Source organism: Microcoleus sp. C2D2 (assembly GCF_036702495.1).
Taxonomy (GTDB): domain Bacteria; phylum Cyanobacteriota; class Cyanobacteriia; order Cyanobacteriales; family Microcoleaceae; genus Microcoleus.
The window spans coordinates 3,099-29,701 of the sequence record NZ_JAUBTO010000083.1; the positions used below are offsets into that span (position 1 = coordinate 3,099).

Below are 26,603 nucleotides of genomic sequence, written 5' to 3' on the forward strand. Positions count from 1 at the left end.
AACAATATTGATAATTTTTCCTAATGCAACCTTCAAGGCTTTATTAGCTTTGAGGTTAGGTCTTAGGTTCGTTCCCTCTATGATAGTAGGGGAAAGAAGCAAGGTTGCAACACTTATTTACAAAAAATTTGAATGGGATTAGTTATAACTTTTTCTAATTTCATCTTGATTACTTATACCTATATTGGCTTCAGCCTTGTGATACTGTTGCGGCAAGACTTGCGCAAAACAACCGGGTTTCTGGGAAAAATCCTGTTTTGAGCCGTACAGCACAAAAACCGGGTTGTTGGTATGCGGTGTGTCTCACGAGTTTCAGCAAGATTTGCAGCTTGCGCCAAGTCCCTGCTGCCTAAAATCTGGGCGATGGAACCCTAAACCCCTGCAACGCAAGTCTGTAACTAAGTAAGTGGAAACAAACATAGGGTGGCAAGAGGCGGGTTTTGCGCCCATAAACTGGCTCTTAGTATAGATCCTTTGCGCTTTCGATCCCCTACTTGACCCTACAGGATATTATGGTTTTTTTTCGCTTACCTACTTAGCTAAAATCTCAAATCTCAAATCTCAAATCCTATGACTCTGATTAATACTCGCTCTGGTTTTTCGGTTAATTCTCCAATTCGCGTGGGGATTGTGGGTACTGGTTTTGCCGCTAAGTTGAGGGCCGAAACGGTTCAAGCTGATGGGCTCACGAACTTGGTAGCAGTTGCGGGCCACAGCCCGGAGAAAACCGCAGCATTTTGTCAGGGGTTCGGGGCCGAAGCTGCGGTTTCTTGGCGCAAGCTGGTAGAAAGAGACGATTTAGATTTGGTAATCGTCTGTACGGTGAACCGGGATCACGGGGCAATTGTCCTGGCGGCGCTAGAAAATGACAAGCACGTTGTGGTGGAATATCCTCTATCTTTAGACGTATCTGAAGCAGAAAGGGCGATCGAACTTGCAGCCCAAAAGCAAAAACTCCTCCACATCGAACACATCGAACTGTTAGGCGGTTTACACCAAGCAATCAAAAAATCTTTGCCATCAGTCGGTAAAGTTTTTTACGCCCGCTACGTTACTATTACTCCTAAACATCCAGCGCCGCAGCGGTGGACTTATCAACATTCCCTCTTTGGGTTTCCGTTAGTTGGTGCAATTTCGCGACTGCAGCGATTTACTGATTTGTTCGGGGAAGTGACAAGCGTTAACTGTCAAGCTCAATTTTGGGACACTGGGCCGGATTTATACAAAGCTTGTTTGTGCAATGCACAGTTGCGCTTTGCCAATGGCCTTGTCGCTGAAACTGTTTACGGCAAAGGAGAGACTTTTTGGCAGTCTGAAAACGTTTTTACCATCTACGGTGAAGCAGGAACCCTGGTTTTTACGCCCGAATCCGGTCAATTAATTCAGGGAGAAAATCGGCGAGCGATCGAAGTGGGAACGCGGCGCGGCTTGTTTGCCAAAGACACCGAGATGGTGTTAGAATTTTTATTAAACGGTACGCCATTGTACGTCAAAAATACCAGTAGTTTGTACGCATTGAAAGTTGCAGATGCTGCGAGGATGTCGAGCGAAATTAGGCAAAATGTAGCCCTCAGCCATTTATAAATAGGACTAAGGCCATAAATCGTTTTTTATGCTATTTATAGGTAAGGCGGGCAGCGGCGCCTTACAGTAAAATTGCCAGAGTCTATCTATAGTAGTTCGTACTCTAACTTAGATTAAAGAGTTATGCCGGCGAGCAAAAATATTTAGAACTAAAAGCACTGTCGAATGCAGGTTTTAGCCTTGACGACCATTTTGTCACTGCTGCTAAACATCAGCCAAGTTGCGATCGAAAATTCAAAAAACATAGATAACATTAGGCTGCTTTCATTCACTAAAAAAAAAGGAATTTATGCCTGGACACGACATTATCGTTATTGGAGCTTCGGCAGGGGGACTCAAAGCACTGGGCGCGATCGTCGGTAGTCTGCCTACTGACATAGATGCTGCCATCTTTATTGTTCAGCACCTCCCAGCCGATAAGCCCAGCATTCTTCCCAAAATTCTGGCAGATGTAGGCTCTCTGCCGGCATCTCACGCGTCCGACGGACAGCCAATTCAAAAAGGGCGAATCTACGTCGCGCCCCCCGATTATCACCTGTTGGTCAATCAAGGCTCAATGCGCGTGGTGCACGGGCCTAAAGAAAATAGATTTCGACCCGCGATCGATACGTTATTTCGTTCAGCGGCTCGTGCTTATGGTTCAAGGGTGGTGGGTGTGGTACTGACTGGCTATCTGGATGATGGCACGGTGGGATTACAGGCAGTCAAGAAACGGGGCGGAGTGGCGATCGTCCAAGATCCAAAAGAAGCAGAATACCCCAGTATGCCAAGGAGTGCCTTGCGATATGTGAAGGTCGATCGCTGCCTGCCACTGGCAGAAATCCCACACCTGCTAGTCGAGTTATCAAAGCAACCTGCCGCCGAGCAAGAGGCCTACCCCATGACCGAAGAGATCGAAATTGAATCTAAGATTGCTGAACAGCAAATGAATACTCAGGAGCTTTTAGAGAATGTAGAAGCGATCGGGACTCGGACAACTTACACCTGCCCTGAATGCAACGGCAGCATCTGGCAAGTTGACAAATCAGAGCCGCTGCGGTTTCGCTGTCACACGGGGCACTCCTTTACGGCTGATACATTTCTGGCAGAGCAAACTCAGAATTTGGAGAAGGCGTTATGGTCGGCAACTCAAATAATGGAGGACAAGGTCATGTTTTTTCGTCAAATGTCTGAGCGAATGGGAAATTACAATTTACCAAGTGCGGCAGCAAAATACGAAGAGTACGCCAAAAGCCTGGATGCCGAAGTATCACTGATTCGAGGCATCATTCTCAACGGCTTTGCGACGAAACGAACTTTTGTTGAAACAGATGAAGAGCAGCCACAGTAACTCAACCTCGATCGAGTTTTCTTTCCACCCAGCAATACGCTTAACGAGTGTTTTACAGCCGCGTAAAAATTTACTCGTCAAGGCGCAGCACTTATTACTTTAGACAACTGAGAAAGGTGACGGTAATGTCCTAGACTTATAGCCTTTCGAGCTCTCATATGAGGTACTATCCGGCATAGGGCATAGGCCTCCGTGGGCATAGGGCATAGGGCATACCTCACTTTTTTGAGAACCGCTATATATAGCAATCCTCGCATCATTTGTGAATTTCTTACTCCCGGACCGCGAGTTCGGGGAGAGTTGGGGTGGGGTAAAAAATTTACGACTCCTGCAAGGATTGCTATAGTATATTTAGCCTCATTTAAAGTCAATTTAATTGTGTTATGTTGATAAATAGAGGTTGATTCTTTCCTCGATTTATGCAACTTTGAATTGCTGGAAATCAGGTTAAATCAAATCCGCCTTCGCCCGCAAAGTGAGTGTAAGCAAATAAACCGATGTCAGCAATAGTATAGCGATCGCCTGTAAAAAAAGCATGGTTTGCTAAATGCTGTTCCATCACCCCCAAAGCACCATAACCCGGTGCTTATTTTTGTTGGAGTGCTTCCTGATATTCTTGTGCTTTCCCCGTCAAATACGAAAAACGAGAAGTATAGCAGAAGGAAGAAGTCCGATGGAAGTCGGAAGAAGGAAGAAGGAAGAAGCAGTAATAGCAATGGTTTCAGCGGTTAAGAATGTCCTAACCGTCTTGGCGGTTGCTATAGCAATAAAAGGTTCGTGACTGTACTGCTCAAAAAATAACCGCTGCATGACTTGAGCGCGTTCAAATTTATCACGGGAGAAAAACTCTGTTCCTTCACTCAAATAAAACATAATTGCATTTGATTCAACTAGAAATTCATCGGGTTCTATTTCTCAAACAGGAATACGCCCGTTAGGAGGTTTCAGCAAAAACTCAGTTATTTGACTTTATCCTTTGAGAATATCAATTTCGATCCCCGCAAATGAAATATAGCAATCCTAAATCCTTTGTAAATTTCTTACTCCCTCCCCGATGCCTTGGGGAGGGTTGGGGTGGGGTAAAACATTTACGGCTCATTTACGATTGCTATATTAAACTGAGTTAAAGCAAACGAGTTTTGTAACCATTGCCAGAGGGAGAATATTCGTAAAGTTTCAACATGAGTATTTTTTTTATTTACCGCAGAGAACACAGAGCACGCAGAGTTAAGAAATCAAGAGAAGTTCACAAGTTATTATTGTAGCATTTGGGGTAAGAGCAGAATTGCTACGTTCAGAAGTAATATGGGTTAGGTGCGCCACCGCTCGCCCTAAATTAATCAATATTGGAGACTGAATGATATCCTACTGGAAAAATCTTCACTTGAATTCGGAAACTATCGGCTTAATCTACGGTTTTTTGGGCGTAGTTGGATTTAGCTTGACATTACCGGCAACCAGAGCCGCTGTGATAGACTTAGACCCGCTTTTTGTAGGTTTAGGACGCGGATTAGTAGCAGCTATACTAGCAGCCTTTACTCTGCGGATAACGCATCAACCCATTCCCTCAAAACAGCAACTTGGGAGTTTATTAGCTGTCGGATTGGGAGTTGTTTTGGGATTTCCGGTACTATCGGCTTGGGCAATGCAGCAAGTACCTGCCGCCCACGGTGCTGTGGTGTTAGGATTGTTGCCTTTAGCAACAGCGATAGCAGGGTTTTTGCGAGCTGGCGATCGCCCTGATTTCAGCTTTTGGATTGCTAGCATTGTCGGTAGTACAACCGTTGTTGTTTTTGGAATTATTAGTGGCGCTGGCCAGCTTCATCCCGCAGATTTAGCTTTGTTTGGAGCTGTAATTGCTGCTGCTTTTGGCTATGGTGAAGGTGGGCGGTTAGCTCCGATTTTAGGTGGATGGCAAGTTATCAGTTGGGCATTGGTGATTGTAGCTCCTTTCGAGGTTTTGCCAACAATATTTGTGGTCTTAAAACAAGGGTTGATAGCTTCACCGATAGCCTGGTTCGGTTTTGCTTATGTGAGTGTTATTAGTCAATTTATAGCCTTTTTTGCCTGGTATCACGGTATGGCAATTGGTGGAGTTGCCCGGGTTGGCCAAATTCAGTTATTGCAACCATTTTTGACGCTCCTAGCTTCGGCAATGTTGCTTGGTGAAACTCTGGAGCCGATCGCCCTAGTCACGGCCTGTTTGGTTGTTGCTAGCGTAGCTGCGGGTAAAAAAGCATCAATTAAGCGGGCAGAAGATTTGTGAGGCGATCGCTTTCTCAACAGGCCGCTGACTCCAATCAGTGACTTTCACATCTCGATTCCATCTAACGACAGATGTAAAGCCGGGACTATTTCTCTTCAATACTATAGCGATCCTAAATCATTTGTGAATTTCTTACTCCCTCGCCTTAGTAAGGGGAGGGCTGGGCTGGGGTAAAAAATTTACGACTCCTGCAAGGATTGCTATAGCAATGAACTGAATTTTTAAGAGAAAAGTAATGTTAGATATCGATGAAATGAGTTCAAAAGAAATACACGAGCTGCTACACCAAGTAGGATACGGTCATTTGGGCTGCATACACGAAGGCAAACCCTACGTGATGCCAATGAATTATTATCTCGAAGGTTCGGACATCTACCTGTTTACAACCGAAGGCATGAAGACTCATGACATAGACGCAAATCCCGAAATCTGTCTACAGGTTGAAGAAATACGCGATCCGCTTCATTGGCGCAGCGCGATCGTCAATGGTCGAGCCTCCCGCCTCACTGTTCAGGAAGACATCGATCGGGCAATGCACTCGATCGAAGAGCGCAATCCAACGCTGTCACCTGCTATCAATCGCACCTGGATTGATGCTCAGGGACGTTCAGAAACGATCGCAATCTACCGCATCGACGCGAGTGAAATGAGCGGACGCACGACTGATGGAGTCAGCAGCCGCTAAGAACCGAGATACCTCAAACGTTCTAGCATGAACTGAGATGTTGCACCATTCTCAATAAGGCTTTTATGGGCGGGCTCTCCTGCCCACCCCACAAGAAATTAATTCTTCGCTTCACAGGCATCTTGCCTGTTCTTGAGAATGGTGCAAGATGTAAGATGAATGAATTTTATGCGATCGCCATTGATGCAGATGCCATTGGCCGTGCGATCGCCTGTGCCATTGAGCAGCCCGGTGATTTTGATGTGAATGAAATCATCATCCGTCCGACACGTCAAGAACTTTAGACTAATAGGAAAACATCATGAAACAGCGAAAACTCGGCAATCAAGGATTAGTAGTTTCAGAGTTAGGACTGGGCTGTATGGGTATGTCCGAGTTCTACGGCATAGCCGATGAGTCAGAAGCGATCGCCACCATTCATCGCGCCTTAGAGCTAGGCGTGACGTTGCTCGACACGGCTGATATGTATGGTGTCGGTCACAATGAAGAGTTGGTCGGCAAAGCAATTAAAGACTGTCGAGATCGAGTCATTATTGCCACGAAGTTTGGCAATGTACGCGGTAGCGACGGCAGCTTTAAGGGCGTCAATGGCAAACCCGAATATGTCCGCTCTTGCTGTGATGCCAGTCTCAAGCGTCTGGGCGTAGATACGATCGATCTTTACTATCAGCACCGAGTCGATCCAAACACTCCGATCGAAGAAACCGTAGGCGCAATGGCGCAGCTCGTCCAAGCCGGGAAAGTTCGCTACCTTGGTCTTTCCGAAGCCGCGAGCGCCACTATCCGCCGTGCAATGGCAGTGCATCCTATTTCCGCACTCCAGACTGAATATTCGCTCTGGAGTCGGGAGCCAGAATCCGAGATTTTGCCCACCTGCCGAGAGCTAGGGATTGGGTTTGTGCCTTATAGCCCTCTGGGGCGTGGGTTTCTCACAGGCAAAATCAAGAGCCGCGACACGTTATCTGAGGGAGACTATCGGGCCGGGCTATATCCTCGCCTTCAAGGCGATAATCTCCAGCAAAATCTCGAGCTAGTCGAGCAAATAGAGCAGATGGCCGCTGCTAAGGGCATCAAAGCTGGACAGTTGGCGCTGGCATGGGTATTAGCCCAAGGCGAAGACATTGTGCCAATTCCAGGCACCAAACGCCGCACCTATTTAGAAGAAAACATTGCGGCAGTCGCTGTGACACTGACTCCAGCAGAACTAGACCAGCTCGCCAAAGCCCTGCCATTAGGAATTGCGGCGGGCGATCGCTACCCCGATATGAGCAGCGTCAATCGTTAGGATTTGGTCAACTCCCTAAGTCAACTACCTACACTGACCTTCGGTACAGTGTAGGCTTGCAGGAAACTGTAAGCCTTGTTGACCAGCTTTAGTTTCTAATAGGAACTCCGTTATTTGAGTCATGACACCCTAGAATGCGTGCCAGTTTTAGGCTCTGTCGTCTGAAGTTAAACGGGCTATAGGAAAAACCAGTGCTTCAGGCTTAAAAAGCTCTTATAACATTAGCGAGGCAAACTTAACCAGTAATGAGAGGCAGCAGTAATGCGCGTTTTCGTATTAGACAAAAAATTGAAACCTCTTGATCCATGTCATCAGGCACGGGCAAGAGAACTATTAGACAAAGGAAGAGCTAAGGTATTCAGACGCTATCCATTCACTATCGTGTTGCAGGATAGGGTTTTTGAAGCTTCAGTTACTCATAGTCATCGAATCAAGATCGATCCTGGCAGCAAGGTTACGGGTATTGCTGTGGTTCAAGAAGAGACGGGGCGAGTTACTAACGCATTAGAAGTCTCACATAGAGGACAGCAAATTAAAAACTCTCTTGAATCTCGTAGGTCATTAAGAAGAGGTAGACGTTATCGTAAAACTCGTTACCGTAAGCCTCGTTTCTTAAACAGAACCCGTATAACTGGATGGCTGCCACCTTCCCTTGAGAGTCGAATTGCCAACATCGAAACATGGGTTAGGAGAATTAGAATAGTCTGCCCGGTTACCGCAGTTTCTCAAGAATTAGTACGATTTGATTTTCAGCAAATGCAAAACCCCGAAATTAGTGGGGTTGAGTACCAAAGGGGTGAACTATTCGGCTTTGAAGTGAAAGAGTATTTACTTCAAAAATGGAATAGAAAATGTGCTTATTGCGGTGTTGAAAATGTCCCCTTCGAGATTGAACACATCCTTGCTCGGAGCAAGGGAGGTTCTAACAGAGTCAACAACCTATGTCTTAGTTGTCATTCCTGTAACCAAGCCAAAGGAAACAAACCTGTCGAGGAGTTTTTGAAAAAGAAGCCTGAAGTTCTCAAGCGAGTAATGGCTCAAGCAAAAGCATCCCTCAAAGATGCCGCTTCTGTTAACGCTACTCGTTGGGAATTGTACAGAAGGTTTCAATCTACGGGCTTGTCACCAGAAGTAGGTTCTGGTGGTCGAACAAAGTTTAATCGCAAGACTAGAGGGATTGAGAAGCAGCATTGGACAGATGCAGCAAATGTTGGTGCGTCTACTCCAGAACGACTTCTGCTCAATGGGGTTAAACCCTTGATTGTCAAAGCCAAAGGACATGGCAGAAGACAGCGTTGCGGTACTGACAAATTTGGTTTCCCAATTCGTCATGCTCCAGCTCAAAAGTTTTTTATGGGATTCCAAACTGGGGATTTGGTAAATGCCCATGTCCTTACAGGGAAGTATGCAGGAAACTACACGGGTCGAATTGCCATTCGATTCAAGCCAAGTTTTAAGTTAACCACAGGAGGTAAAAGCTTTGACGTACATCCCAAGTATTTAAGAACCATTCATAAGGCTGACGGTTATGAATATACATCCTGATTCAAAGGATTCGCTATCGCTCAATTTATTGATTGGCGGCAATTCCCCAGACGCGCTTATCATTGGCGGTACTCGCGGAGCTCGATATATCCGCCTCGATTATAGCGTCGGCCCCCTTGCCTCGTTCTAGGTGGATGGGGAGGGTCGGCACGGGGGCACGACAAGAGCCAAAATCCTGGTTTTCCTGAGAATGAAACAGCCCTCTTTGTAGGGGCGGTGCCCCCGTGCCCGCCCTCGATGTTAGGGGGATCTCCGGGTTAAAAACACGCCCTGGCCTCCGCAATCTCAATCTTTTTCGTTGCCTTTTTTATTAAGAAAACCAGAGGAATAGAACTTGAATAAATCTAATTTTTGGCCTCCATGCCTTTAGCAAATGTTAAAAACAACAGATAAAACTCAAGTCGATCGAGTTCTGAAAGCCTAATCAATAACGAGAAAATTATGACAAATACAATCAGCCGCGAAATTCAGCTCGTCTCCCGCCCCCAGGGGATGCCCACCGCCGATAATTTTACGATCGCGCAAACAGAACTAAAGCCACTTCAAGAGGGGCAGGTGCTCGTTCGCAATCTCTACATTTCGGTAGATCCATATATGCGCGGTCGCATGAACGAGGGGAAATCCTATGTTCCCCCGTTCAAGTTAGGTAAAGCGCTAGAAGGCGGTGCTGTCGGCGAAGTCATCGAGTCGCGCGCCCAGGAATTCAAGCCGGGTGATGTTGTCACTTCCAACTATGGCTGGCGGGAATACTTTATAGCTGCACCAAAAGATTTGCATCAGGTCAACCGCGAGATTCAACCCCTCTCAGTTTACCTGGGCGCCCTCGGCATGACGGGCATGACCGCTTGGGTTGGGTTGAATTTGGTAGAGGTCAAAGCCGGCGATGTTATTTTTGTTTCGGCAGCCGCAGGTGCGGTGGGAAATGTCGCCGGACAACTAGCTTCGTTGCGCGGATGCCATGTCATCGGGTCAGCCGGTTCAGAATCGAAGGTCAAGTTTCTGCTGGAAGAATGCGGATTCGATCGCGCCTTCGATTACAAGGTCGGCCCTGTCCTCGAACAACTCAACCGGGCAGCACCGGACGGAATAGATGTCTATTTCGATAACGTAGGAGGCCAAACCCTCGAAGCGGCGCTCTCGGCGTTGCGCGTGCGCGGCCGAATTATCGCTTGTGGCAGCATCTCCGGTTACAACGAGGAAAAGCCCCAGCCCGGCCCTTCCAATCTATTTAATATGATTGCCAAACGGTTGACGATGAAAGGGCTAATAGTTAGCGATTGGCTGGATCGCCAGAGTGAATTTGAACAGGAAGTGGGCGGCTATTTCCAAGCTGGCAAACTGAAGAACAAGGAAACAGTGGTGGTAGGAATCGAGCGAGCGGTGGGTGCATTCATCGGTCTTTTTGAAGGCGAAAATGTGGGTAAAATGGTGGTAAAATTGGATTAGGTGGCGACTAATTGAGTCGGCACTTGCTTCATATTTTGAGCAAGTTGAAACCCTAGATCGCTTATACATTATTTGGTTTAAGAAAGTATGGATCTCCAACTATCCGATAAAGTTGCACTCGTCAGCGGTTCAACCGCCGGAATTGGACTAGCGATCGCCACGACACTTGCCGAGGAAGGAGCAACTGTCATTGTCAATGGCAGAACGCAAGAGCGCGTAAACCATGCTCTCGAGATCCTTGAGCAAAGTGTCCCGAATGCCAAAGTTCAGGGAATTGCTGCCGATTTGGGAACGAAAGCAGGAGTTGAATTGTTGCTTCAACAAGTGCCCGAAGTCAACATTTTGGTCAACAACTTGGGAATTTATGGCTCTCAAGCATTTGAAGATATCTCCGATGAGGAATGGATGAACATTCTGGAAGTAAACGTTATGAGCGGTGTTCGGCTCTCGCGTCATTACTTACCGCTGATGCTAAAAAAAGATTGGGGACGAATTATTTTCATCTCTAGTGAATCTGCCTTGAATATTCCCGCCGAAATGATTCACTATGGCGTTACCAAGACAGCACAAGTGGCGTTGAGCCGCGGTTTAGCTGAAACAACCGCAGGCAGTCATGTCACGGTTAATACAGTATTACCAGGGCCAACCCGTTCCGAAGGAGTGGAAACTTTCATCGAGGGACTTGCTAAGGAGCAAAATATTTCACCCCAACAAGTTGAGAAAGAATTTTTTACCAAGATGCGTCCATCTTCACTGATTCAGCGATTTGCTACAACGTCTGAAGTTGCTGCATTAGTTGCATTTGTTGCTAGTCCTGTAGCTTCTGCAATTAATGGGGCCGCCTTGCGAGTCGAGGGTGGATTGGTGCGATCGATTGTTTAATAACAGGACTTACGTAACTGGCACATATAAGGTGTTCTGCATTTAAATTGTATGTCAAAAAAAATCAAAGTCTTGTGGGGTGGGCGTCCCGCCCGCCCTGAATATACAATTTAAATGCGCGACAGCTTATAAGGTGTTCTGCATTTAAACGATGCTACCCCAGCGACCTCTACGGCTGGCACTGCAAAGGTTTCACGATTTCGCAATAGCTAATTTAGACAGAACAGCTTAGTAGGGTGCCCCGGAACTGAAAACCCTCGATATTTCGCTGTAGAACTTCGTCTGAGGCACCCTACAAGTCCAATCGGGCTAAGTCGAGGAGTTTCTTCGGGGGAGTTGAGGTCATAAGCTGTTGCGGCATTTAAATAGAATGTCAACAAACAATTCGGTGTCTTGTGGGGTGTCTCGCCCGCCCTGAATATGCAATTTAAATGCGTGACAGCTTAGCCCGTGAGCTAATCTGTATAACATCCTGATTAAGAGTATTATACAAAAGGTTTCCGTGTAATATTTAGGTAGGAAATTTATCCGGAACAATTCTTAAAAACATCCTTATTTTGGATGTAATAGAGAAACTTTCTGTATACTTCACAGTTAGACATCATTCTAATTTTTAATACTTGTTAAATGTCACATTTACCAAGGATTGAAAAAGTCTATTGAGAGAATTTTGGTAAAATGGAAAGCGGTTATGTGCTTGATTTTTCAAAACTCATATTGCTGTTCATATCTGTGTCCAATTATAGATTTGCTTTTAATCAAAACTGTTCCAATCGATAGATGATATTTGAAATCTTTGATTCTACTATTAAATATATCTAAAAATCAATAATAATGAGGAAAGCGATGTGAGAATAACTGCTAGATAAATTCTTAGCTCATGTGGTGGCTAATCACTTTTTTTTCTTGGGAAGGGTCTAAGGATGGCTCGGATTCGTTGTTATCCAGAAATGTTTGTGTAAGTAATTGGACTCAGTTCATACCTTTTATTGAATTTACAGGAGAAACTCATGGAAAATACATTGTTCGATCGCACATTCCGCGACAGCGAAGGCAATATTGTTATAGCTCAGCCGCCAAATCTACCACTGATTGTTGGGATTGTAGCTAGTTTGTTAAAGCTCATTGTTCCAACAGGGCAAATTAATTTAGCGTTGGAGCTAGTAGCCTTTGGCTCTTTGTTTACTTGGGCTTGGGAAGAATTATTTCAAGGCGTTAATTACTTTCGTAGAGCATTAGGTCTGATTGCGCTTGTTGGTCTACTTGTGTGGAAACTTCAATAAGTAGGTAAACATCAATAAATCCTATCGACCATGACCTTACCTCAAAAATCTACGCAAACTCTTCTTTTGCTATTGGCATGACCACTCAAGTTTCAGAGGTACAGATTACCTCGCGCTGAGGCTATGAGCTTGACTCCCTAGCATTCTCTCCTTTTTCTTGAATACCGCAATTGTCGGCATGAGTATTAAGATCGTTGCGGGTTTAATTCACTAATCACCGCAGATTTCACCTTAATAAATTACCCCCCAGAAGCCGAGTTTCAGCAAGAAACTCGGCTTCTGTGTACTTCACTTATATTACCTGGAAAGTCCTGTATAATGCTTACTCAACAGCCACTCATGCAAAAAATCTGAATCGATGTCCAACGAAGCGTCTGACCGTCTTAAACAAAATGCTGAAAAAATTATGCGGATGTGGGAGAAGCGGGCGCGCGATGAAGTCGGTGCATCAACGCATCAAACTTCTCTTGTCTTGCAAAATTCCCTTCCTCTGTACTTAAACCAACTGGTAGATGAACTCTCAAACAGAATTGACAGGACACCTGCCCGAATCACAGCCGACGAGGTAGAAAGCACCCGGATTGGCAAGCTGCACGGGCATGAACGGGCGGGGTATGCTGACTACTCTATCAGTCAACTCATTTTCGAGTATCAGCTCCTCCGTCAAGTAATATTTCAAGTTTTAGAAGAAGAAGCACCTTTGGAAGTGCGGGATCGAGACATTATTATCTGCTCCATTGAGCAAGCCGTTAATGACGCGGCAACTCAATTCTCCGAAACGCTGCGAGATATTCAAGAATTATTTATGGTGACGCTAAGTCACGACCTCAGAAATCCCATCAATGTCGTAAAAATGGGAACTCAACTGATGCTGCGGCGGCTGGAACGAGGAGATACCCACAGGGATGTGGCCGCGAGGATGCTGGGTGCGATCGATCGGCTGGATTCGATGATTCAAAATCTGCTTGATGCGAGTCGGCTGCGGGCAGGGCAGAGCTTAAAGATTGAATTTGAAGAATGCGATTTTCTGATGCTAGTCCAAGAGGTGGTAGAAGATTTGAGCTTCGCCTATGGAGAGCGGTTTGTTGTGGTCTGTGATTCTGATATCAGGGCTTTTTGCAGCCGTAAAGAAATACGGCGGGTGATTGAAAATTTAGCAATTAACGCTGTGAAATATGGTGCGCCTAGTAGGCCGATTACACTCACACTCCAGCAAACTGAAACGCAGATCAGCCTTACTATCCATAATGAAGGCAATCCGATCGCCCTAGACGCTCAATCCATCCTATTTCAACAATTTCGTCGAACCATTTCTGCCGAGGAGAAAACCGGCTGGGGATTAGGATTATTTTTAGCAAAAAATATTACTGAGGCGCATCAAGGGACACTGGCGGTTGAAAGTGCAGAGGGCAAGGGCACAAGCTTTATTATCAACTTACCTAAGGTTCTTCTTTAGTTCGAGGCATTAAGAGTAAGAATAAAAATAGGGTATAAAATAATTAATTCACCGTCAATATTTCCGAGCTAACCCACAGCTCGGGTGCTTCAGCAAATTCACTCTACAACCGCAGAATTAAGCCGTCAAGAGGTGAAACAAAGCCTGAGCGAGTACGGCGCAAACAGCCTCAAACACAAACACAAATCGACCGCATTGATACTGTTGCTTAATCAGTTCAAGAGTCCGATTATCTTGATTCTAATTTTTGCGGCGGTGCGATCTATTTTCCTTCAAGAGGCGGCAGATGCCATATTTTGGGACACTGGGCCTGATTTATACAAAGCTTGTTTGTGCAACGCACAGTTGCGCTTGGCCAATGGCTTTGTCGCTGAAGCTGTTTACGGGAAAGGAGAAAATTTTTGGCAGTCGTAAAACATTTTTACCATCTACGGAGCAGAATACACGCTGGTTTTTACTCCAGAATTCGGTCAATTAATGCAGGGAGAAAATCGGCGCACTATCAAAGTATGAACGAGGCGCGGTTTGTTTCCAAAGATACAGATATGGTGTGGGAACATTTGTTGTTAAAGGGTAAGCATTGCTACGTGAATAATGCCAGTAGTGTGTAGGGTTTGAAAGTTGCAGATGCTGCGAGGAGGTCGAGTAAAAATGGGCAAATGTAGCGATAACGAGTAAGCCCTAAAAGTAACAGCTTAGTCTAATATTTATTTGTGAGGTAGCTTGATTGTGTTTTTTAGTTTATTCTTGGTTTATAGCCTTTCTCATGCAGATGAGGTATCATAGAAGTAATTTAAAATAATGGGAAAATAAAGAACAGAAGATAGAAGAAACTATAATTCTATTCCCGACTCAAAGCTTCATTCACAGCGAGGGAGCGACTCACGGCGATGGATTGTTGTATAAATCATCACACCTTACTTAAAATGAAATCTTACTCTGTTGATTTTCGACAAAAAATAATCGATGTGTACCACAATGAACCGCTCTGTCAAAAAGCAATAGCCGAGCGTTTTTGTGGAGCTTCGGAGTTTTGTTCAAAAATTGATTTGCACAGTATCGTCTGACCCAAAATATTGCTCCTCACACTTATCGATGTGGGGGCCAACTTAAACTTAATCCAGAACAACTGCTTGTATTAGCAAAATTAATTGAAGCTTCGGATGATGCCACTCTCGAAGAACTCCGTTATTTACTCTACCAAAAAATTGGTGTTGCCATCAGTAGAGCCACAATGGGAAGAATGACAAAACTCTTGAACATGACGTAAAAAACAACACTATTCCCGAGCGCGAAAGGCACTGACCGAGTTCTCAACCTGCGATATGAGTTCTGGCAAAAAATTCGATAAAATTTTTTAAAAGACTTAATATTTATTGATGAATCAGGAGTTAATTTGGCAATGGTTAGGTTAGTTATATGCTAGGTCTTTAAAAGGTTCAAGGACTCGGTAACCAAAACCTAGTAAACGTGAAAAAATGTCTCAATCATTGGAGCCATATCGGTCAATGAAGTCCTAACATCTGTTAATTTAATAGGTACAACTGATGCAATTACATTTGAAGCTTTTATCATCCGAAACCTCGTACCCAAACTCTGGAAAGCGGTTTGTGTAGTGATGGACAATTGTACTATTTACACCGGGAATAAGTACAGAAAGCTATCAAAAATAAAGGGGGAAATAATATACTTGTCCCCCTATTCGCCGGATTTTTCACAAGCGTGAACACTTATGGTCACAACTTAAAAATATCCTCCGTTATCTCAACACGACCAATTATCAAGAATTAGGAAAAGCGATATTGGTTGGCCTTCGAGCAAGTTACAGCATCCCATCTTTGTCCAGTGGTTTACCCACTGCTGTTATTGTACCTCCTCTTTCTGAGAAAGGCTATAGATCGGGAGAGATTGTTTACGTGATGCGATCGAAGATGTCCTGCGCCTTGCATCCTAACTGCCCTGGCGGTTGCTATACTTGTGTAGCATAGTGATTTTTCCTCGATATTTTGGCAAACGACAATGAGTAAATTGAACACCGCTTTGAACCCTTCACTGGTTGCTGAACCTCCCAGTAATCGTTTTTATCGCACCGTTTGGCGATGGCACTTCTATGCAGGCTTGTTTGTTATTCCTTTCATGCTGATTTTGTCAATCACAGGCATCATTTACCTGTTTAAACCGCAATTAGATGCTGCGATGTATCACCAGAATATGTTTGTGCAGCCTGCGGATGTGGTGATGCCTTATACTCAACAGGTGGCAGTTGTTCAACGAACTTATCCTGATGCCAAAGTAACAAAATTTACGCCGAGCGTGGCGTCTAATCGTAGTGCTGAAGTGACGATCGCGACTAAAGATGAACGAACGCTAGCTGTTTTCGTGAATCCTTATACGGCTCAGATATTAGGGGAACGCGATGAAAACAATAATCTCCAGGCGATCGCACGCAAGATTCACGGCGAACTGATGATCGGAAAATTGGGAGATTATATAGTAGAGCTTGCTTCTTGTTGGGGGCTTGTTCTGCTGATTACGGGATTGTATCTGTGGTTACCTAGCCACAAAATAACTTTTTTGGGAACACTGATTCCGCGTGTGTGGAGCCAGAATAAGCGGGTGTTTTGGCGGGACTTACACGCCGTTTCGGGATTTTATGGGGTATTGCTAATTGGCTTCCTCATCCTCAGTGGACTACCCTGGACAGGTTTTTGGGGAGATACCTTCGCTCGTTTGTCGAACTACTACCCTGCACAAATGCGGGATAACGTGCCTCAATCGACAACACTCACAGGCTCCCTCAATCAGCAGGGCAATCAAGTTGTGCCTTGGGCAGTAGAGCAATTACCAATTCCTAAATCGAGTACGCCTAGAAATGAGCATCATTCAGGACACAACGAAGTTATCGGGGGAACTCCTGCTGATACGTCCGTAAATCTAGATTTTGTTGTAAATTTAGCTCAAGCAAAAGGCGCACCCCCTGGATTTAGTGTTAGTTTTCCAGAATCCAAAACGGGTGTGTATACGGTTTCGGCATTTCCAAATAATCCGGCGCAAGAAATCACTCTGCACATCGATCGATACAGTGGCAAAGTATTAGCAGATGTGCGATGGAAAGATTACGGGTTAGTACCCAAAGCTGTAGCAATGGGAATTTCCATTCACATGGGCAAATATTTTGGATTGAGCAATCAACTGCTGATGTTGTTTGCAGCCTTAATTTTGATTGTGCTTTCAGTCAGTGGTACGGTGATGTGGTGGCAGCGCCGTCCGAAAGGGACGGGTTGGCTCGGTGCGCCTGCAATGCCCACCAATGTTCAGGGATGGAAAGTGCCACTCGCAATCGTTGCTGTTTTAGGGATTGCCTTCCCGCTTGTAGGACTTTCACTCGTCACCGTTCTGCTGTTGGATTATTTCGTGTTGGCTCGTATTCCTGCCGTCAAGCGCATTTTCAGTTAAAGCTGGGAGGGTGACAAAGAAGTCTAGGAACTAGACCGAATTAGGGTTGCAGCCCGTATACCCTGTTGATAAAAGCGAAGTTTATTTCGATTTAACTTCATTAACTTGCTGCACATCTTAATGAGTCGCTCTCCTTTTAAGCTATTTTTTCCCTTGATTGTAGCCTGTTGTTTTACAATCTCTAAACATTTCTTCAATTCCCATCCGCTGTTTTTAAGTAGCGTGAAGCGAAGCTATCCCGTAGGGAATCGCTGCTGGTAATGACCCTAAATCCGTCCGAATAAACTTTCGCTTCATTTACAGTCCATTTCTGATAGTTTCGTTTCACTTACAGGCAATATCAAACCCGGCTAAATACCTGTGTTTTTCTGACTCTCACTCCTTGAAAGTATACTGAAGGTGTTTGTCCATGATTCCTAGGTGTTAGGGGAAGGCACTTTGCACGCATCATTACTCGGTTTTGTCACCCTTGCTGACGTGCGCGGTACGCCTGAAGTAGCCGAAGGTGAACTTATACGGTTCTTTGCAGAGGCGGCGCGGTATCCCACGGCCTTGTTACCCAGTCAGGGTGTGCGCTGGGAAGCGGATGATACCTCCGCTGGTGGCACCCTGACGCATTGTGCAACAACTGTCTCCCTGGTATTTCGTTTTAATACCGAAGGGTTAATCAGCACCGTTCGTGCTGAGGCTCGTTATCAGAGTCTAGTCCCAACACCGTGGGAAGGCCAATTTTGGGGATATACGGTTCGTAATGGAATGCAGATCCCCTTAGAAGGTGAAGTAGCATGGCAACCCCCAGAAGGCTCTTGGCCGTACTGGAGAGTGCGGATTAAGCTGTTGTGCATTTAAATTGTATGTTGAGGGCGGGCAGGATGCCCACCCCACAAGAGGAAAAATTTATTTTACCATGCAATTTAAATGCGGATTAGCTTACAAAGATTAACCATGAGTTCGCGCTGTAGCAAAAATAACTGAGAAATGTGACGGTAATTGTTCTAGACGTATAGTACATTTAGCCTCATTTACATTCAATATAATTGTGTAATGCTGATATATCGAGGTTGATTTTTTACTCGACCGATCCAAGTTTGAATAGCTGGAAATCTGGTTAAATCAAATCCGCCTTCGTCAGCAACGTGAGTGTAAGCAAATAAACCGATGTCAGCAATTGTATAGCGATCGCCCACAAAAAACTCATTTTCTGCTAAATGCTGTTCCATCACCCCCAAAGCAGCATAACCCGGTGCTTGTTTTTGTTGAAGTGCTTCCTGATATTCTTGTGCTTTCCCTATCAAATACCAAAAACGAGAAGTAGCAATAAAAGGTTCGTGGCTGTACTGTTCAAAAAACAACCACTGCATGACTTGAGCCCGTTCAAATTTATCCGTGGGGAAAAACTCAGTTTCTTCGCTCAAGTAAAACATAATTGCATTCGATTCAAACAGAAATTTACCCGGTGCGATTTCTAACACCGGAATGCGGCCATTGGGATTTTTGACCAAAAATTCAGGTGTGCGGGTTTTTCCTTCTAGAATATTAATTTCTGTGCGATCGAAGGGAATATTGAGCTGAGTTAACAGCAAGCGAACTTTATAGCAATTGCCCGAGGGGGAATACTCGTAAAGTTTAAACATGAGTCTTGAGAAGATTTTACGATCTTAAATTATCTCATAAATTAGATAATTTAAGCACGATGAGTTAACAGTTATTTGCTAAAATTATTTTGGCGATCGGTGTCGATCGCCAAAACCAGCCACTTCTGCCAAAGTATAAAGCGGGCGGCCCTTCACCTCCTCGTAAATACGCCCTATATACTGGCCCAAAATCCCAATACTGACCAACTGCACCGCACCCAAAAAGAAAACCGCCATCATCACAATTGTCAAACCCGTTAAGGCAGAATTTGGATAAAAAACCCGCCAATACAAAATCAAAAAAGCCATTAATACAGATACAAATGCCGCAAATAACCCCAGATAAATCGAAAGTCGGAGGGGAACTTTTGAAAAAGATACTAAACCATTCATCGCCAAACTCAAAGATTTTCTGAATGTATATTTGACCTCCCCAGCAAAACGCGGATCTCGTTCAAACTTAACTGCCGTTTGTTTAAAACCAATCCAAGCGCGCAGTCCCCGAATGTAGCGGTTGCGTTCAGGCATCGCATTGAGTACGTCCACCACGCACCTATCCATCAAACAAAAATCTCCCGTATCTATGGGAATATCAACATCAGCAAGATTCCGCAAAATGCGATAATACATATAAGCTGGCAACCGCTTAAACCAACCTTCTTGACGGCGTTGAGTGCGCTGAGCGTAAACAACTTGATAGCCCTGCCGCCACTGTTCTACCATCTCTATAATTAGCTCTGGCGGGTCTTGCAAATCGCCGTCCATGATGACTACAACTTGACCACTAGAAAAGTTTAAGCCAGCAGTTACAGCTATTTGGTGGCCGAAATTGCGGGCAAAACTGAGATAACAAATTCGCGAGTCTTGTTCGTGCAATTTTCGCAAAAGTTCGAGAGAGCGATCGCGGCTACCATCATTAATTAAAATTAATTCTACTGGGCCGTCCATTCGATCCATCACGGCACTAATTCGCCGATACAATTCAGCGAGATTTTCTTCTTCGTTATAGATAGGAATTACCAAGGAATATTTAGGTGTATCGTTCATGGAAGTTTCTGTTTAAAAATCGGCTTTTCAACCGTTCAATCAAAAGTTTCTTTTTCCCCACACACGCTGGCTGCTTCACGAGAGAGGTTCGGCACGTAATTTTGCTCTTTGAATCAGACAACAGCAGCAGACAAAATAGCAGCTTACCAAAACTTATCTATTTTCTTAAATACGAAAAATAAAGACACCATAAGACTGACGCACAGCGAAAATATTTGTTATCATAGATGTTTAGTCAGGCTAGAAAAATTACAATCATAACCCATCGATTCAAAATTGCATGACAAATTCCAACGATCTTTGGCAAGCAAATCAAGACTTAAGCGAAGCTTGTCTGCAACATCCCTTTGTCAGAGGCATTGCTGACGGCAGCCTGCCCTCAAATAGTTTTGCATATTACATTGCACAAGACGCATTTTTTCTGGGAGCATTTGCTCGCGCTTACAGTATCGCTGCGGCAAAAGCACCCGACTGGGAGGGGTTTGAAATCCTCCACAATCTCGGCAGCGGTGTTTTAGAAGAACTTCGGTTGCATCAAGGATATGCAGGCAAATGGGGGGTAAACTTGCAAGAGGCAAAACCGGGAATGGCTACCCGCCACTACACAGATTTTTTATTAGCGACAGCCTGGGGAAGCGGTGTCGGTTTGACAGCAGCCGCGATGACTCCTTGCTTGCGGTTGTATGCTTTTTTGGGACAGCAGCTCGCTAAATCTAATATACCGGAACACGCCTTTAGCGACTGGATTTCGACCTATAGCAGCCCTGATTTTGAGATTTTAGCAAAACGGCTGGAAAGTTTGGTCGATCGCTACGCAGAAGGTACGCCCGAAGTAGAAGCAACCTATCGCTACGCTATGCTGTGCGAAAGAGACTTTTTTCAGGCAGCTTGGGAAATAGAGTAAATTAAGTTTATGAAAAAGATATTAAGAGCGATCGCCCCTAAGCTACCCACAGCCAACTAGCAAATCTCACGGAAACGTAAAGCAGAAATACGCCAAACAATCCCATCAACCCGTAACCCCAACGAGGCTTAGCCGCTAGCAACAAGCCGAGAGCTATTGACAGTGCCACAACACCGTAAGCGTAGCGGTGTACCGAGCTCAGAGCTCCCAAATTAACCAGCAGCGCCAAAGAGCAAAAACCGTAAATCACAACAATACTGGTAAGCCTTTTGCGAAAAAACCACAACAAATAGCCGCTGCCAACAATCATCACAATTCTACTGATAGCAGATATATTCCCTGAGAGAGCTTTAATCAATACATCGAACCAACTAGGGTGTACCCATCCCTTTTGTACGTGAACAAATGCTAAAGCATCTCCAAAACGAATAGCACAATATAAACTAAATGAAAATAACCCGATCGCGGTAGCAAAACCGGCAACATAAGCAACAGGGGGTCTTTTTTCCCTCCAAGCTGTCAGCAAAAAAGTAGGTATCAGCACCACTCCCGGTCCCCTAGTAGCAGTCGTCAAAGCTCCCAAAAAGCCGCCCAAATATACTCGCCCCTCTCAAAAGCTCGTAAAGCCGATGCTGTCAGGAACAAAAACAATCCTTCTGTATACACAACAGTGCAAAATAGTGAGAACGGACACCAAGCTAACACAGCAGTTGTCTACTTCGCTGCACCAGCATCGTATCGAGCCTCTACCCAAAAGTACACCAGCACTAAGGCAGCCAAAAACGCCGAAGAGTTGATTAATACCCCTGCTGCGTCGGCTCGCATTCCGAGGGTCATCAGCCCCCGAATTAGTAAGGGAAAAAGCGGATAAGCTGTGTTGCATCTAGATTGCCTATGGTATTAGAGAGGGAGAGGGGGTGAAGGGGAGAGGGGGAGAGGATTTGACGATTTTTGATCGGGACTCGAAATATACAATTTAAATGCACAACAGCTTAGAAGGCAACGGTATGCGCCTGCCCGTCATTTACATAGGTGTAGCCCACCGTAGCGATGTCGGTGTACCATTGGCCGTCCCAATGCGCAAACAGTTCCCAGCCACTTTTGGGAATAAAGCCGGGAACAAAACGCTGTGAGCCAGGCAGCGGGCCGGGAACAAAACTCTGTGAGTTCGGCAGCGGGTCGAACCACGGGGCAATTACTTGCATCCCGATCGCAATTACCGATCGGCTCAGAAACCACATAGCAATTACAAAAATTAACCCGTCCCTGCTTTTGGAGCGCGGACGGTGCGGAATTACTTCTAACCCTAAATCAGTATTTGTCATGGCTAAAACCGCGCAAAACTGTAGATTTAAATTTAAAGTATAGTCCGCTGCCGAGCGATCGCCCAATATATACGTAAGTAAAGGGGTACTGCTAATTTTAACGTCCGAGTTTATTGGGAATCCCTTCGCAGCCACCGGGAATAGTTTCTCTAGACTTCGAGCCGCACCAAGCGCAGCAGTAATAGCGCTGTTCCTCCGACAGCCGCTTGACACCGGTGAAATCAACGCGTTCAACCACAGCGCCCGTATGTTCACCCGTTTGATAGTTGGGAAATTCGGTACGGCTGCGGGGAGATGCAGTTTCTGCCGAGCCGTAGAATAATGCGGCGGCTCTCATGTCGGCGCGAGCGAGATTGGCGTCGTACAAGACAGCGCGCGAGAGGTTGGCTTTCACCAAATCGCACTTGCTGAGATTGGCGCGGACGAGGTTGGCTTCGCTCAAATCCGTCCACCGCAAATCGGTGCCAGCCAGGTCAGCACCCGCTAACATGACATTGAGATCGATAACGCGGATACCGTGATCTCTGTCTTCAGCGTAGCCGCCGTCGCCGTCAAGGATGGGGCGGCCTAAAAGCCGATCGCGCTTCAGAGGAGTAACCAATCTAGACTGCGACAAAAACCGCAGGATTTTAGCTTTACCTTCAGCATCTACACTGCTCATAATCGCAGCGGTGCGACCTTCTGCGATCGCCCTTTCCTGCGGCCAGTCTTCCAAAAACCCTTGTTCGTCAAGGGCTAAGTCCGAAACCCCTTGAAAATAAGCATCGATCGTTTGCTGCTGCGTAATTCGATTTTGCTGAATCGTCAAATCTTTCGAGATCACGTACTGCCGCCAAGCCACGTAAACGCCCAAAATTGCGATCAAAATTTGGCCCAAAGCGCCGATCAACTCGCCGAGAGCGCCGATGGCGTCCCAGTTGATTTGGATGTTGCGGCTTCCCGGTTCAGTATTAGTACCGCTGAGCATCAGCAAGCCAACAATCCCAGCTAAAAGCCCGAAGCAGGCGACGATCAGCGTGCGCCAAGTCGGCGGAATTACCTGCGCCCAGATTTTGCCCCAACTCGGCCACATCAGCCGCAGCGATATGCCGATCGCACCGACAGCGCCAATTAAGCCCAGCCAAATGTTGTCATTGGCCAGCCCAAAAATCATCGCGGAGATCAACCCCAGCGTCACCGCCGATCCCGACTTCTCAGCAGTCGTTTGTTCCGGCTGCTGCGGCAATAAAACCTTGCGAGTTGGAGGCGGCGGCACCGGTTTTTCCGGTTCAGCAGTAGCGACGATTGTCCCTGATTCTGGTGGCACAGTAGGGCTCGCACCGTTCTGACTTTCTACAGTCACGTTAGATTCAGGGCGATTGGGTTGAGAAGAGTTGTTTTCTGGTGTCATGCGTTGAGGCAAATTCTAATTTTGGCCGATCACTAAAACGATTTTAACTAACTTTCGCAGGATTCTAGATAGTATTACCATAGAAATATCCACTAATTACACTCAAAGAGGTAACATACTATGACCCTGGTACTCCCCAATCTGCAAGCAAAACAAAGGGGTCAAGTAATCACTACAATCACCGTCACGAATTTCATCGATCTAGTTATGGCTGAACGGGGATTCATTGCTGCTGAGGAAGTTCGCTCTGTTACCCTCGATAATGTTGTTGTCGATACCGGATCTACTCTGCTTTCCTTGCCAGCTCCCATTATTAGCCAACTAAGTTTAAGACAAGTAGGAGAAAGAGATGTAGAAACATCGGCTGGCATCAAAAAAGGTCGAATTTTTGCAGGCGCTCAAATAATTGTAGAGGGGAGAGAAGGGAGATTTGATTGTTTAGAGTTACCCAAAGGAGTTTCTGCTGTTTTGTTGGGCGTGATTCCAATGGAAGAACTAGGCTTAGAACCAGATTTAAAAAATCGACTGCTGCGAGTATTGCCGATGAACAATCAGCAAACATATCTGATGGGTTAGTCGAGCGGCGTTCAATAGTGTTCAATTGATTTGAAATTCTAAAAAAGGTAAAATAATATTACACTCGTACTTCCCAATCTGCAAGAAAAACAAATAGGTCAAGTTCTTACAACAATCACCGTCACGAATCGCATCGATCGAGTTATAGCTGAACGGGGATTTATTTCTGCTGAGGAAGTTCGTTCTGTTATCCTCGATAACGTTGTTGTCGATACCGGAGCAACTCTGCTTTCCTTGCCAGCTCGCATTATTAGCCAGTTAGGCTTAATACAAGTAGGAGAAAGAGATGTAGAAACATCAGCGGGCATAAAAAAGGGTCGAATATTTGCCGACGCTCAAATTATTGTAGAGGGGAGAGAAGGGAGATTTGATTGTTTAGAGTTACCCGAAGGCGTTTCTGCTGTTTTGCTAGGCGTGATTCCAATGGAAGAACTAGGCTTAGAACCAGATTTGAAAAATCGACGGTTGCGAGTATTGCCGATGAACAATCAGCAAACATATCTGATGGGTTAGTCGATCTGCGTTTACCGTAGCACAAACCTCTCGCCTGTGGTTTCTATCATCTCCAGTCAATTACCCCCATCAAAAATGTTTGTACTGAGGACTAAACTCCTCATAAAACTTTTAGAAATTTATCCCTCATTACAATTGAATTTTCTTGATGTTTGAGAGGTTAGATATTATTAACGGCGGTTAATAATATTCGACCAAAAAACCATTTTTTTTGGTATATAGCGGTTCTCAAAAAAGTGAGGTATGCCCACGGAGGCCTATGCCCACGGAGGCCTATGCCCACGGAGGCCACGGAGGCCTATGCCCGTGGGCCGGATAGTACCTCATATGAGAGCTCGAAAGGCTATAAGTAAGTTTTTTGCCCTACATCTAGCGAGCAGAATAAGCCTTGAGCAAATACACGCCAACCGTCCCAAACATCAAAACAACTAACCCTAAAAGTAACTCGATACTAAACCTTTGAGCATTGCCCAAAGCGACAATAATTTGCTGCCGCACCACAAACGCCAACAGCCAGCAAATCTCGGCCTTCAGCCAAACCAAAAGGCCTCGCCCCAACAGATATTGCCGGCGAGCGTTCTCCGAAGTAATCGGTACGGGATAATTAAAAGTATGCGGATAGCGCGATACCGCAGTTAAAACCGCAAAAATAATCGCAGCCACCGCCGGCACGATCCAAATCGTCACCTTGTCGCCCCAAGCATCAGCCAGCCCCCGATCGCCGAAATGAATCGGAATGCGATCGGGCAAAACCGCCCAAAACTGTACAATGAGTAAAACAGCCAGCAAAATCGCGATCGCAGCTAAAAGCTCTACCGCCACTAAAACAGGCGAAAGCCCCAGAGAAATAACCGGCCGTTGGTTGGGTGCGTTTCCAGTCATGGCTACTTAAAATTAGATTAATATTGGAAATAATAGTATTGGTTCCAATTTCATTCCCCAACAGCTTTCGTTGGGGGTTTCCAAACATCCCGCGAGGTTTTATGACGGCTCAGGTTTTGATTGAAAAGAAAAAGTTAGAAAAACCGCCCCTAACAATACACACACTAGGCGATCGCGTCCTGCGGCAGCCAGCGAAGCGCGTCAAAAGCGTCGATGCAGAAATTAGGCAGCTAGTCCGAGAAATGCTGCAAACCATGTACAGTGCCGATGGCATCGGTTTGGCTGCCCCCCAGGTCGGAGTCAACAAACAAGTAATCGTGCTCGATTGCGACCCGGAAAACCCCGCCACACCCCCAATGGTTTTGATCAACCCTACCATCAAAAGTAGCAGCAGCGATGTCTGCATCTTGCAAGAAGGGTGTTTGAGCATTCCGGGAGTTTATTTAGAAGTCAAACGCCCAGAAGTCATTGAAGTGTTCTACCGCGACGAATACGGTCGCCCGCAAACCCTGATAGCAACAGAGTTACTGTCGAGGGCAATTCAGCACGAAATGGATCACCTCAACGGAGTGCTGTTTGTAGACAGAGTAGAAAACAAGCTCGCACTGAATGAAGAATTAGTCAAGCACAAATTTTCGCCAAAGGCAGTAAAGTCAGTATGATGGCAGGAACTCCTAAAAGTGGTTTATTGTTAGCTCTTTCGTGTATCGCCGCGATCGCGGCAGTCGGCTCGATCTTTGAGCTGTCTTCGGGAGAAGCTCAACTCGGCAATTTAGTCACCGGCATCATCCTCGCCCTCAGCGTACCGCTAACAGGCATATTTTTCTATGCAGCCGTTCAGGATGCCAGAGCAAATCTATAAGCAGAGTTATTAGTCATGAGTTTTTAGTCATTAGACATCTCCAGAAAAGTAGGTTTTGGGCAGGCAGGATGCCTAACCCCTAATCCCCACAATAATTTTTGGAGATGTCTATTCGTGATTAGTCAGCAGCTAACAACTAATAACTGTGGCATAAAAATTGCGGATAAATAACATTAGCTAACCCCTCGCGAACTCATAACTAATCACTGTGGAATAAAGACTGCCCAAAAATAACATCAGCTAACAGATCGC

The 26,603-nt window shown here is 45.5% G+C and carries 29 protein-coding genes; 21 read left to right on the forward strand and 8 right to left on the reverse strand.

The window, feature by feature from the left end:
• Nucleotides 1–570 precede the first annotated feature (570 nt).
• A complete protein-coding gene (locus QUB61_RS23630) occupies nt 571–1,584 on the forward strand; it encodes a Gfo/Idh/MocA family oxidoreductase (RefSeq protein ID WP_333132500.1) in 1,014 nt (337 codons plus the stop codon).
• A 289-nt stretch (nt 1,585–1,873) separates the two neighbouring features.
• Nucleotides 1,874–2,914 carry a chemotaxis protein CheB gene (locus QUB61_RS23635; protein WP_333132499.1) on the forward strand — a complete coding sequence of 347 codons (1,041 nt, stop codon included), beginning with the start codon at nt 1,874–1,876 and terminating at the stop codon, nt 2,912–2,914.
• 442 nt (nt 2,915–3,356) lie between these two features.
• Here QUB61_RS23635 and QUB61_RS23640 read toward each other — a convergent pair whose 3' ends face one another.
• On the reverse strand, nt 3,357–3,473 hold the full coding sequence (locus QUB61_RS23640) for a glutathione S-transferase C-terminal domain-containing protein (RefSeq protein WP_333132498.1): 117 nt from the start codon (nt 3,471–3,473) through the stop codon (nt 3,357–3,359).
• Nucleotides 3,474–3,544: 71 nt separating this feature from the next.
• Entirely contained in the window at nt 3,545–3,787 is a 243-nt protein-coding gene (locus tag QUB61_RS23645; RefSeq protein ID WP_333132497.1) for a hypothetical protein, read from the reverse strand.
• A 511-nt stretch (nt 3,788–4,298) separates the two neighbouring features.
• Here QUB61_RS23645 and QUB61_RS23650 point away from each other — a divergent pair.
• The 13 genes from QUB61_RS23650 (at nt 4,299) to QUB61_RS23705 (ending at nt 18,067) form a co-directional block, all read left to right on the forward strand.
• Complete coding sequence (locus QUB61_RS23650; protein ID WP_333132496.1) at nt 4,299–5,180, forward strand: DMT family transporter; 882 nt, start codon at nt 4,299–4,301, stop codon at nt 5,178–5,180.
• Between the two features lie 235 nt (nt 5,181–5,415).
• On the forward strand, nt 5,416–5,865 hold the full coding sequence (locus QUB61_RS23655) for a pyridoxamine 5'-phosphate oxidase family protein (protein ID WP_333132495.1): 450 nt from the start codon (nt 5,416–5,418) through the stop codon (nt 5,863–5,865).
• Between the two features lie 122 nt (nt 5,866–5,987).
• Nucleotides 5,988–6,149, forward strand: a complete 162-nt coding sequence (locus tag QUB61_RS23660; protein WP_445300274.1) for a hypothetical protein — start codon at nt 5,988–5,990, stop codon at nt 6,147–6,149.
• A gap of 17 nt (nt 6,150–6,166) precedes the next feature.
• Nucleotides 6,167–7,150 (forward strand): aldo/keto reductase, encoded by a 984-nt coding sequence (locus QUB61_RS23665; protein ID WP_333132494.1) that lies wholly within the window; start codon nt 6,167–6,169, stop codon nt 7,148–7,150.
• A 261-nt stretch (nt 7,151–7,411) separates the two neighbouring features.
• Nucleotides 7,412–8,695: an RNA-guided endonuclease IscB gene (iscB, locus tag QUB61_RS23670; protein ID WP_333132493.1), complete on the forward strand. Its 1,284-nt coding sequence runs from the start codon at nt 7,412–7,414 to the stop codon at nt 8,693–8,695.
• A 441-nt stretch (nt 8,696–9,136) separates the two neighbouring features.
• Complete coding sequence (locus QUB61_RS23675) at nt 9,137–10,141, forward strand: NADP-dependent oxidoreductase (protein ID WP_333132492.1); 1,005 nt, start codon at nt 9,137–9,139, stop codon at nt 10,139–10,141.
• Between the two features lie 87 nt (nt 10,142–10,228).
• Complete coding sequence (locus tag QUB61_RS23680; protein ID WP_333132491.1) at nt 10,229–11,023, forward strand: SDR family oxidoreductase; 795 nt, start codon at nt 10,229–10,231, stop codon at nt 11,021–11,023.
• Between the two features lie 1,010 nt (nt 11,024–12,033).
• The gene (locus tag QUB61_RS23685; RefSeq protein ID WP_333132490.1) at nt 12,034–12,306 is read left to right on the forward strand and encodes a hypothetical protein; all 273 of its coding nucleotides are present in this window, start codon (nt 12,034–12,036) and stop codon (nt 12,304–12,306) included.
• 358 nt (nt 12,307–12,664) lie between these two features.
• Nucleotides 12,665–13,762 carry a HAMP domain-containing sensor histidine kinase gene (locus tag QUB61_RS23690; protein ID WP_333132489.1) on the forward strand — a complete coding sequence of 366 codons (1,098 nt, stop codon included), beginning with the start codon at nt 12,665–12,667 and terminating at the stop codon, nt 13,760–13,762.
• A gap of 84 nt (nt 13,763–13,846) precedes the next feature.
• Nucleotides 13,847–14,176 (forward strand): cation-transporting P-type ATPase, encoded by a 330-nt coding sequence (locus tag QUB61_RS23695; protein ID WP_333132488.1) that lies wholly within the window; start codon nt 13,847–13,849, stop codon nt 14,174–14,176.
• Nucleotides 14,177–15,248: 1,072 nt separating this feature from the next.
• Nucleotides 15,249–15,488 carry a transposase gene (locus QUB61_RS40035; protein ID WP_445300275.1) on the forward strand — a complete coding sequence of 80 codons (240 nt, stop codon included), beginning with the start codon at nt 15,249–15,251 and terminating at the stop codon, nt 15,486–15,488.
• Between the two features lie 293 nt (nt 15,489–15,781).
• Nucleotides 15,782–17,218 carry a PepSY domain-containing protein gene (locus tag QUB61_RS23700; protein ID WP_333132487.1) on the forward strand — a complete coding sequence of 479 codons (1,437 nt, stop codon included), beginning with the start codon at nt 15,782–15,784 and terminating at the stop codon, nt 17,216–17,218.
• 438 nt (nt 17,219–17,656) lie between these two features.
• Nucleotides 17,657–18,067, forward strand: coding sequence for a DUF6920 family protein (locus tag QUB61_RS23705; RefSeq protein ID WP_333132486.1), 411 nt, complete (start codon nt 17,657–17,659; stop codon nt 18,065–18,067).
• A gap of 179 nt (nt 18,068–18,246) precedes the next feature.
• Here QUB61_RS23705 and QUB61_RS23710 read toward each other — a convergent pair whose 3' ends face one another.
• Nucleotides 18,247–18,852 (reverse strand): glutathione S-transferase family protein, encoded by a 606-nt coding sequence (locus QUB61_RS23710; protein WP_333132485.1) that lies wholly within the window; start codon nt 18,850–18,852, stop codon nt 18,247–18,249.
• An 84-nt stretch (nt 18,853–18,936) separates the two neighbouring features.
• Nucleotides 18,937–19,899 (reverse strand): glycosyltransferase family 2 protein, encoded by a 963-nt coding sequence (locus QUB61_RS23715; protein ID WP_333132484.1) that lies wholly within the window; start codon nt 19,897–19,899, stop codon nt 18,937–18,939.
• A gap of 280 nt (nt 19,900–20,179) precedes the next feature.
• Between QUB61_RS23715 and QUB61_RS23720 the strand changes: the two genes are divergently transcribed.
• On the forward strand, nt 20,180–20,803 hold the full coding sequence (locus QUB61_RS23720; RefSeq protein WP_333132483.1) for a TenA family protein: 624 nt from the start codon (nt 20,180–20,182) through the stop codon (nt 20,801–20,803).
• Between the two features lie 37 nt (nt 20,804–20,840).
• On the opposite strand, the gene QUB61_RS23725 is transcribed toward QUB61_RS23720, so the two are convergent.
• Nucleotides 20,841–21,350, reverse strand: a complete 510-nt coding sequence (locus QUB61_RS23725) for a hypothetical protein (RefSeq protein WP_333132482.1) — start codon at nt 21,348–21,350, stop codon at nt 20,841–20,843.
• Between the two features lie 123 nt (nt 21,351–21,473).
• Here QUB61_RS23725 and QUB61_RS23730 point away from each other — a divergent pair, with 123 nt between their 5' ends.
• Nucleotides 21,474–21,674, forward strand: coding sequence for a hypothetical protein (locus tag QUB61_RS23730; protein ID WP_333190133.1), 201 nt, complete (start codon nt 21,474–21,476; stop codon nt 21,672–21,674).
• Between the two features lie 121 nt (nt 21,675–21,795).
• Here the strand turns inward: QUB61_RS23730 and QUB61_RS23735 are convergent, their stop codons facing one another.
• Together QUB61_RS23735 and QUB61_RS23740 are read right to left on the reverse strand one after the other, a co-directional pair.
• Nucleotides 21,796–22,128: a hypothetical protein gene (locus tag QUB61_RS23735; protein WP_333132480.1), complete on the reverse strand. Its 333-nt coding sequence runs from the start codon at nt 22,126–22,128 to the stop codon at nt 21,796–21,798.
• Nucleotides 22,129–22,225: 97 nt separating this feature from the next.
• Nucleotides 22,226–23,518, reverse strand: coding sequence for a pentapeptide repeat-containing protein (locus QUB61_RS23740; RefSeq protein WP_333132505.1), 1,293 nt, complete (start codon nt 23,516–23,518; stop codon nt 22,226–22,228).
• Between the two features lie 120 nt (nt 23,519–23,638).
• Between QUB61_RS23740 and QUB61_RS23745 the strand changes: the two genes are divergently transcribed.
• Nucleotides 23,639–24,094 carry an aspartyl protease gene (locus QUB61_RS23745; protein ID WP_333132479.1) on the forward strand — a complete coding sequence of 152 codons (456 nt, stop codon included), beginning with the start codon at nt 23,639–23,641 and terminating at the stop codon, nt 24,092–24,094.
• A 57-nt stretch (nt 24,095–24,151) separates the two neighbouring features.
• The gene (locus QUB61_RS23750; RefSeq protein ID WP_333132504.1) at nt 24,152–24,607 is read left to right on the forward strand and encodes an aspartyl protease; all 456 of its coding nucleotides are present in this window, start codon (nt 24,152–24,154) and stop codon (nt 24,605–24,607) included.
• A 369-nt stretch (nt 24,608–24,976) separates the two neighbouring features.
• Here the strand turns inward: QUB61_RS23750 and QUB61_RS23755 are convergent, their stop codons facing one another.
• On the reverse strand, nt 24,977–25,489 hold the full coding sequence (locus QUB61_RS23755) for a DUF1648 domain-containing protein (RefSeq protein WP_333132478.1): 513 nt from the start codon (nt 25,487–25,489) through the stop codon (nt 24,977–24,979).
• 101 nt (nt 25,490–25,590) lie between these two features.
• On the opposite strand from QUB61_RS23755, the gene def reads away from it, so the two are divergent.
• Together def and QUB61_RS23765 are read left to right on the forward strand one after the other, a co-directional pair.
• The gene (def, locus tag QUB61_RS23760) at nt 25,591–26,151 is read left to right on the forward strand and encodes a peptide deformylase (RefSeq protein WP_333132477.1); all 561 of its coding nucleotides are present in this window, start codon (nt 25,591–25,593) and stop codon (nt 26,149–26,151) included.
• A complete protein-coding gene (locus QUB61_RS23765; RefSeq protein ID WP_199297488.1) occupies nt 26,151–26,351 on the forward strand; it encodes a hypothetical protein in 201 nt (66 codons plus the stop codon). The genes def and QUB61_RS23765 overlap by 1 nt, the downstream gene beginning before the upstream one ends.
• Nucleotides 26,352–26,603 lie beyond the last annotated feature (252 nt).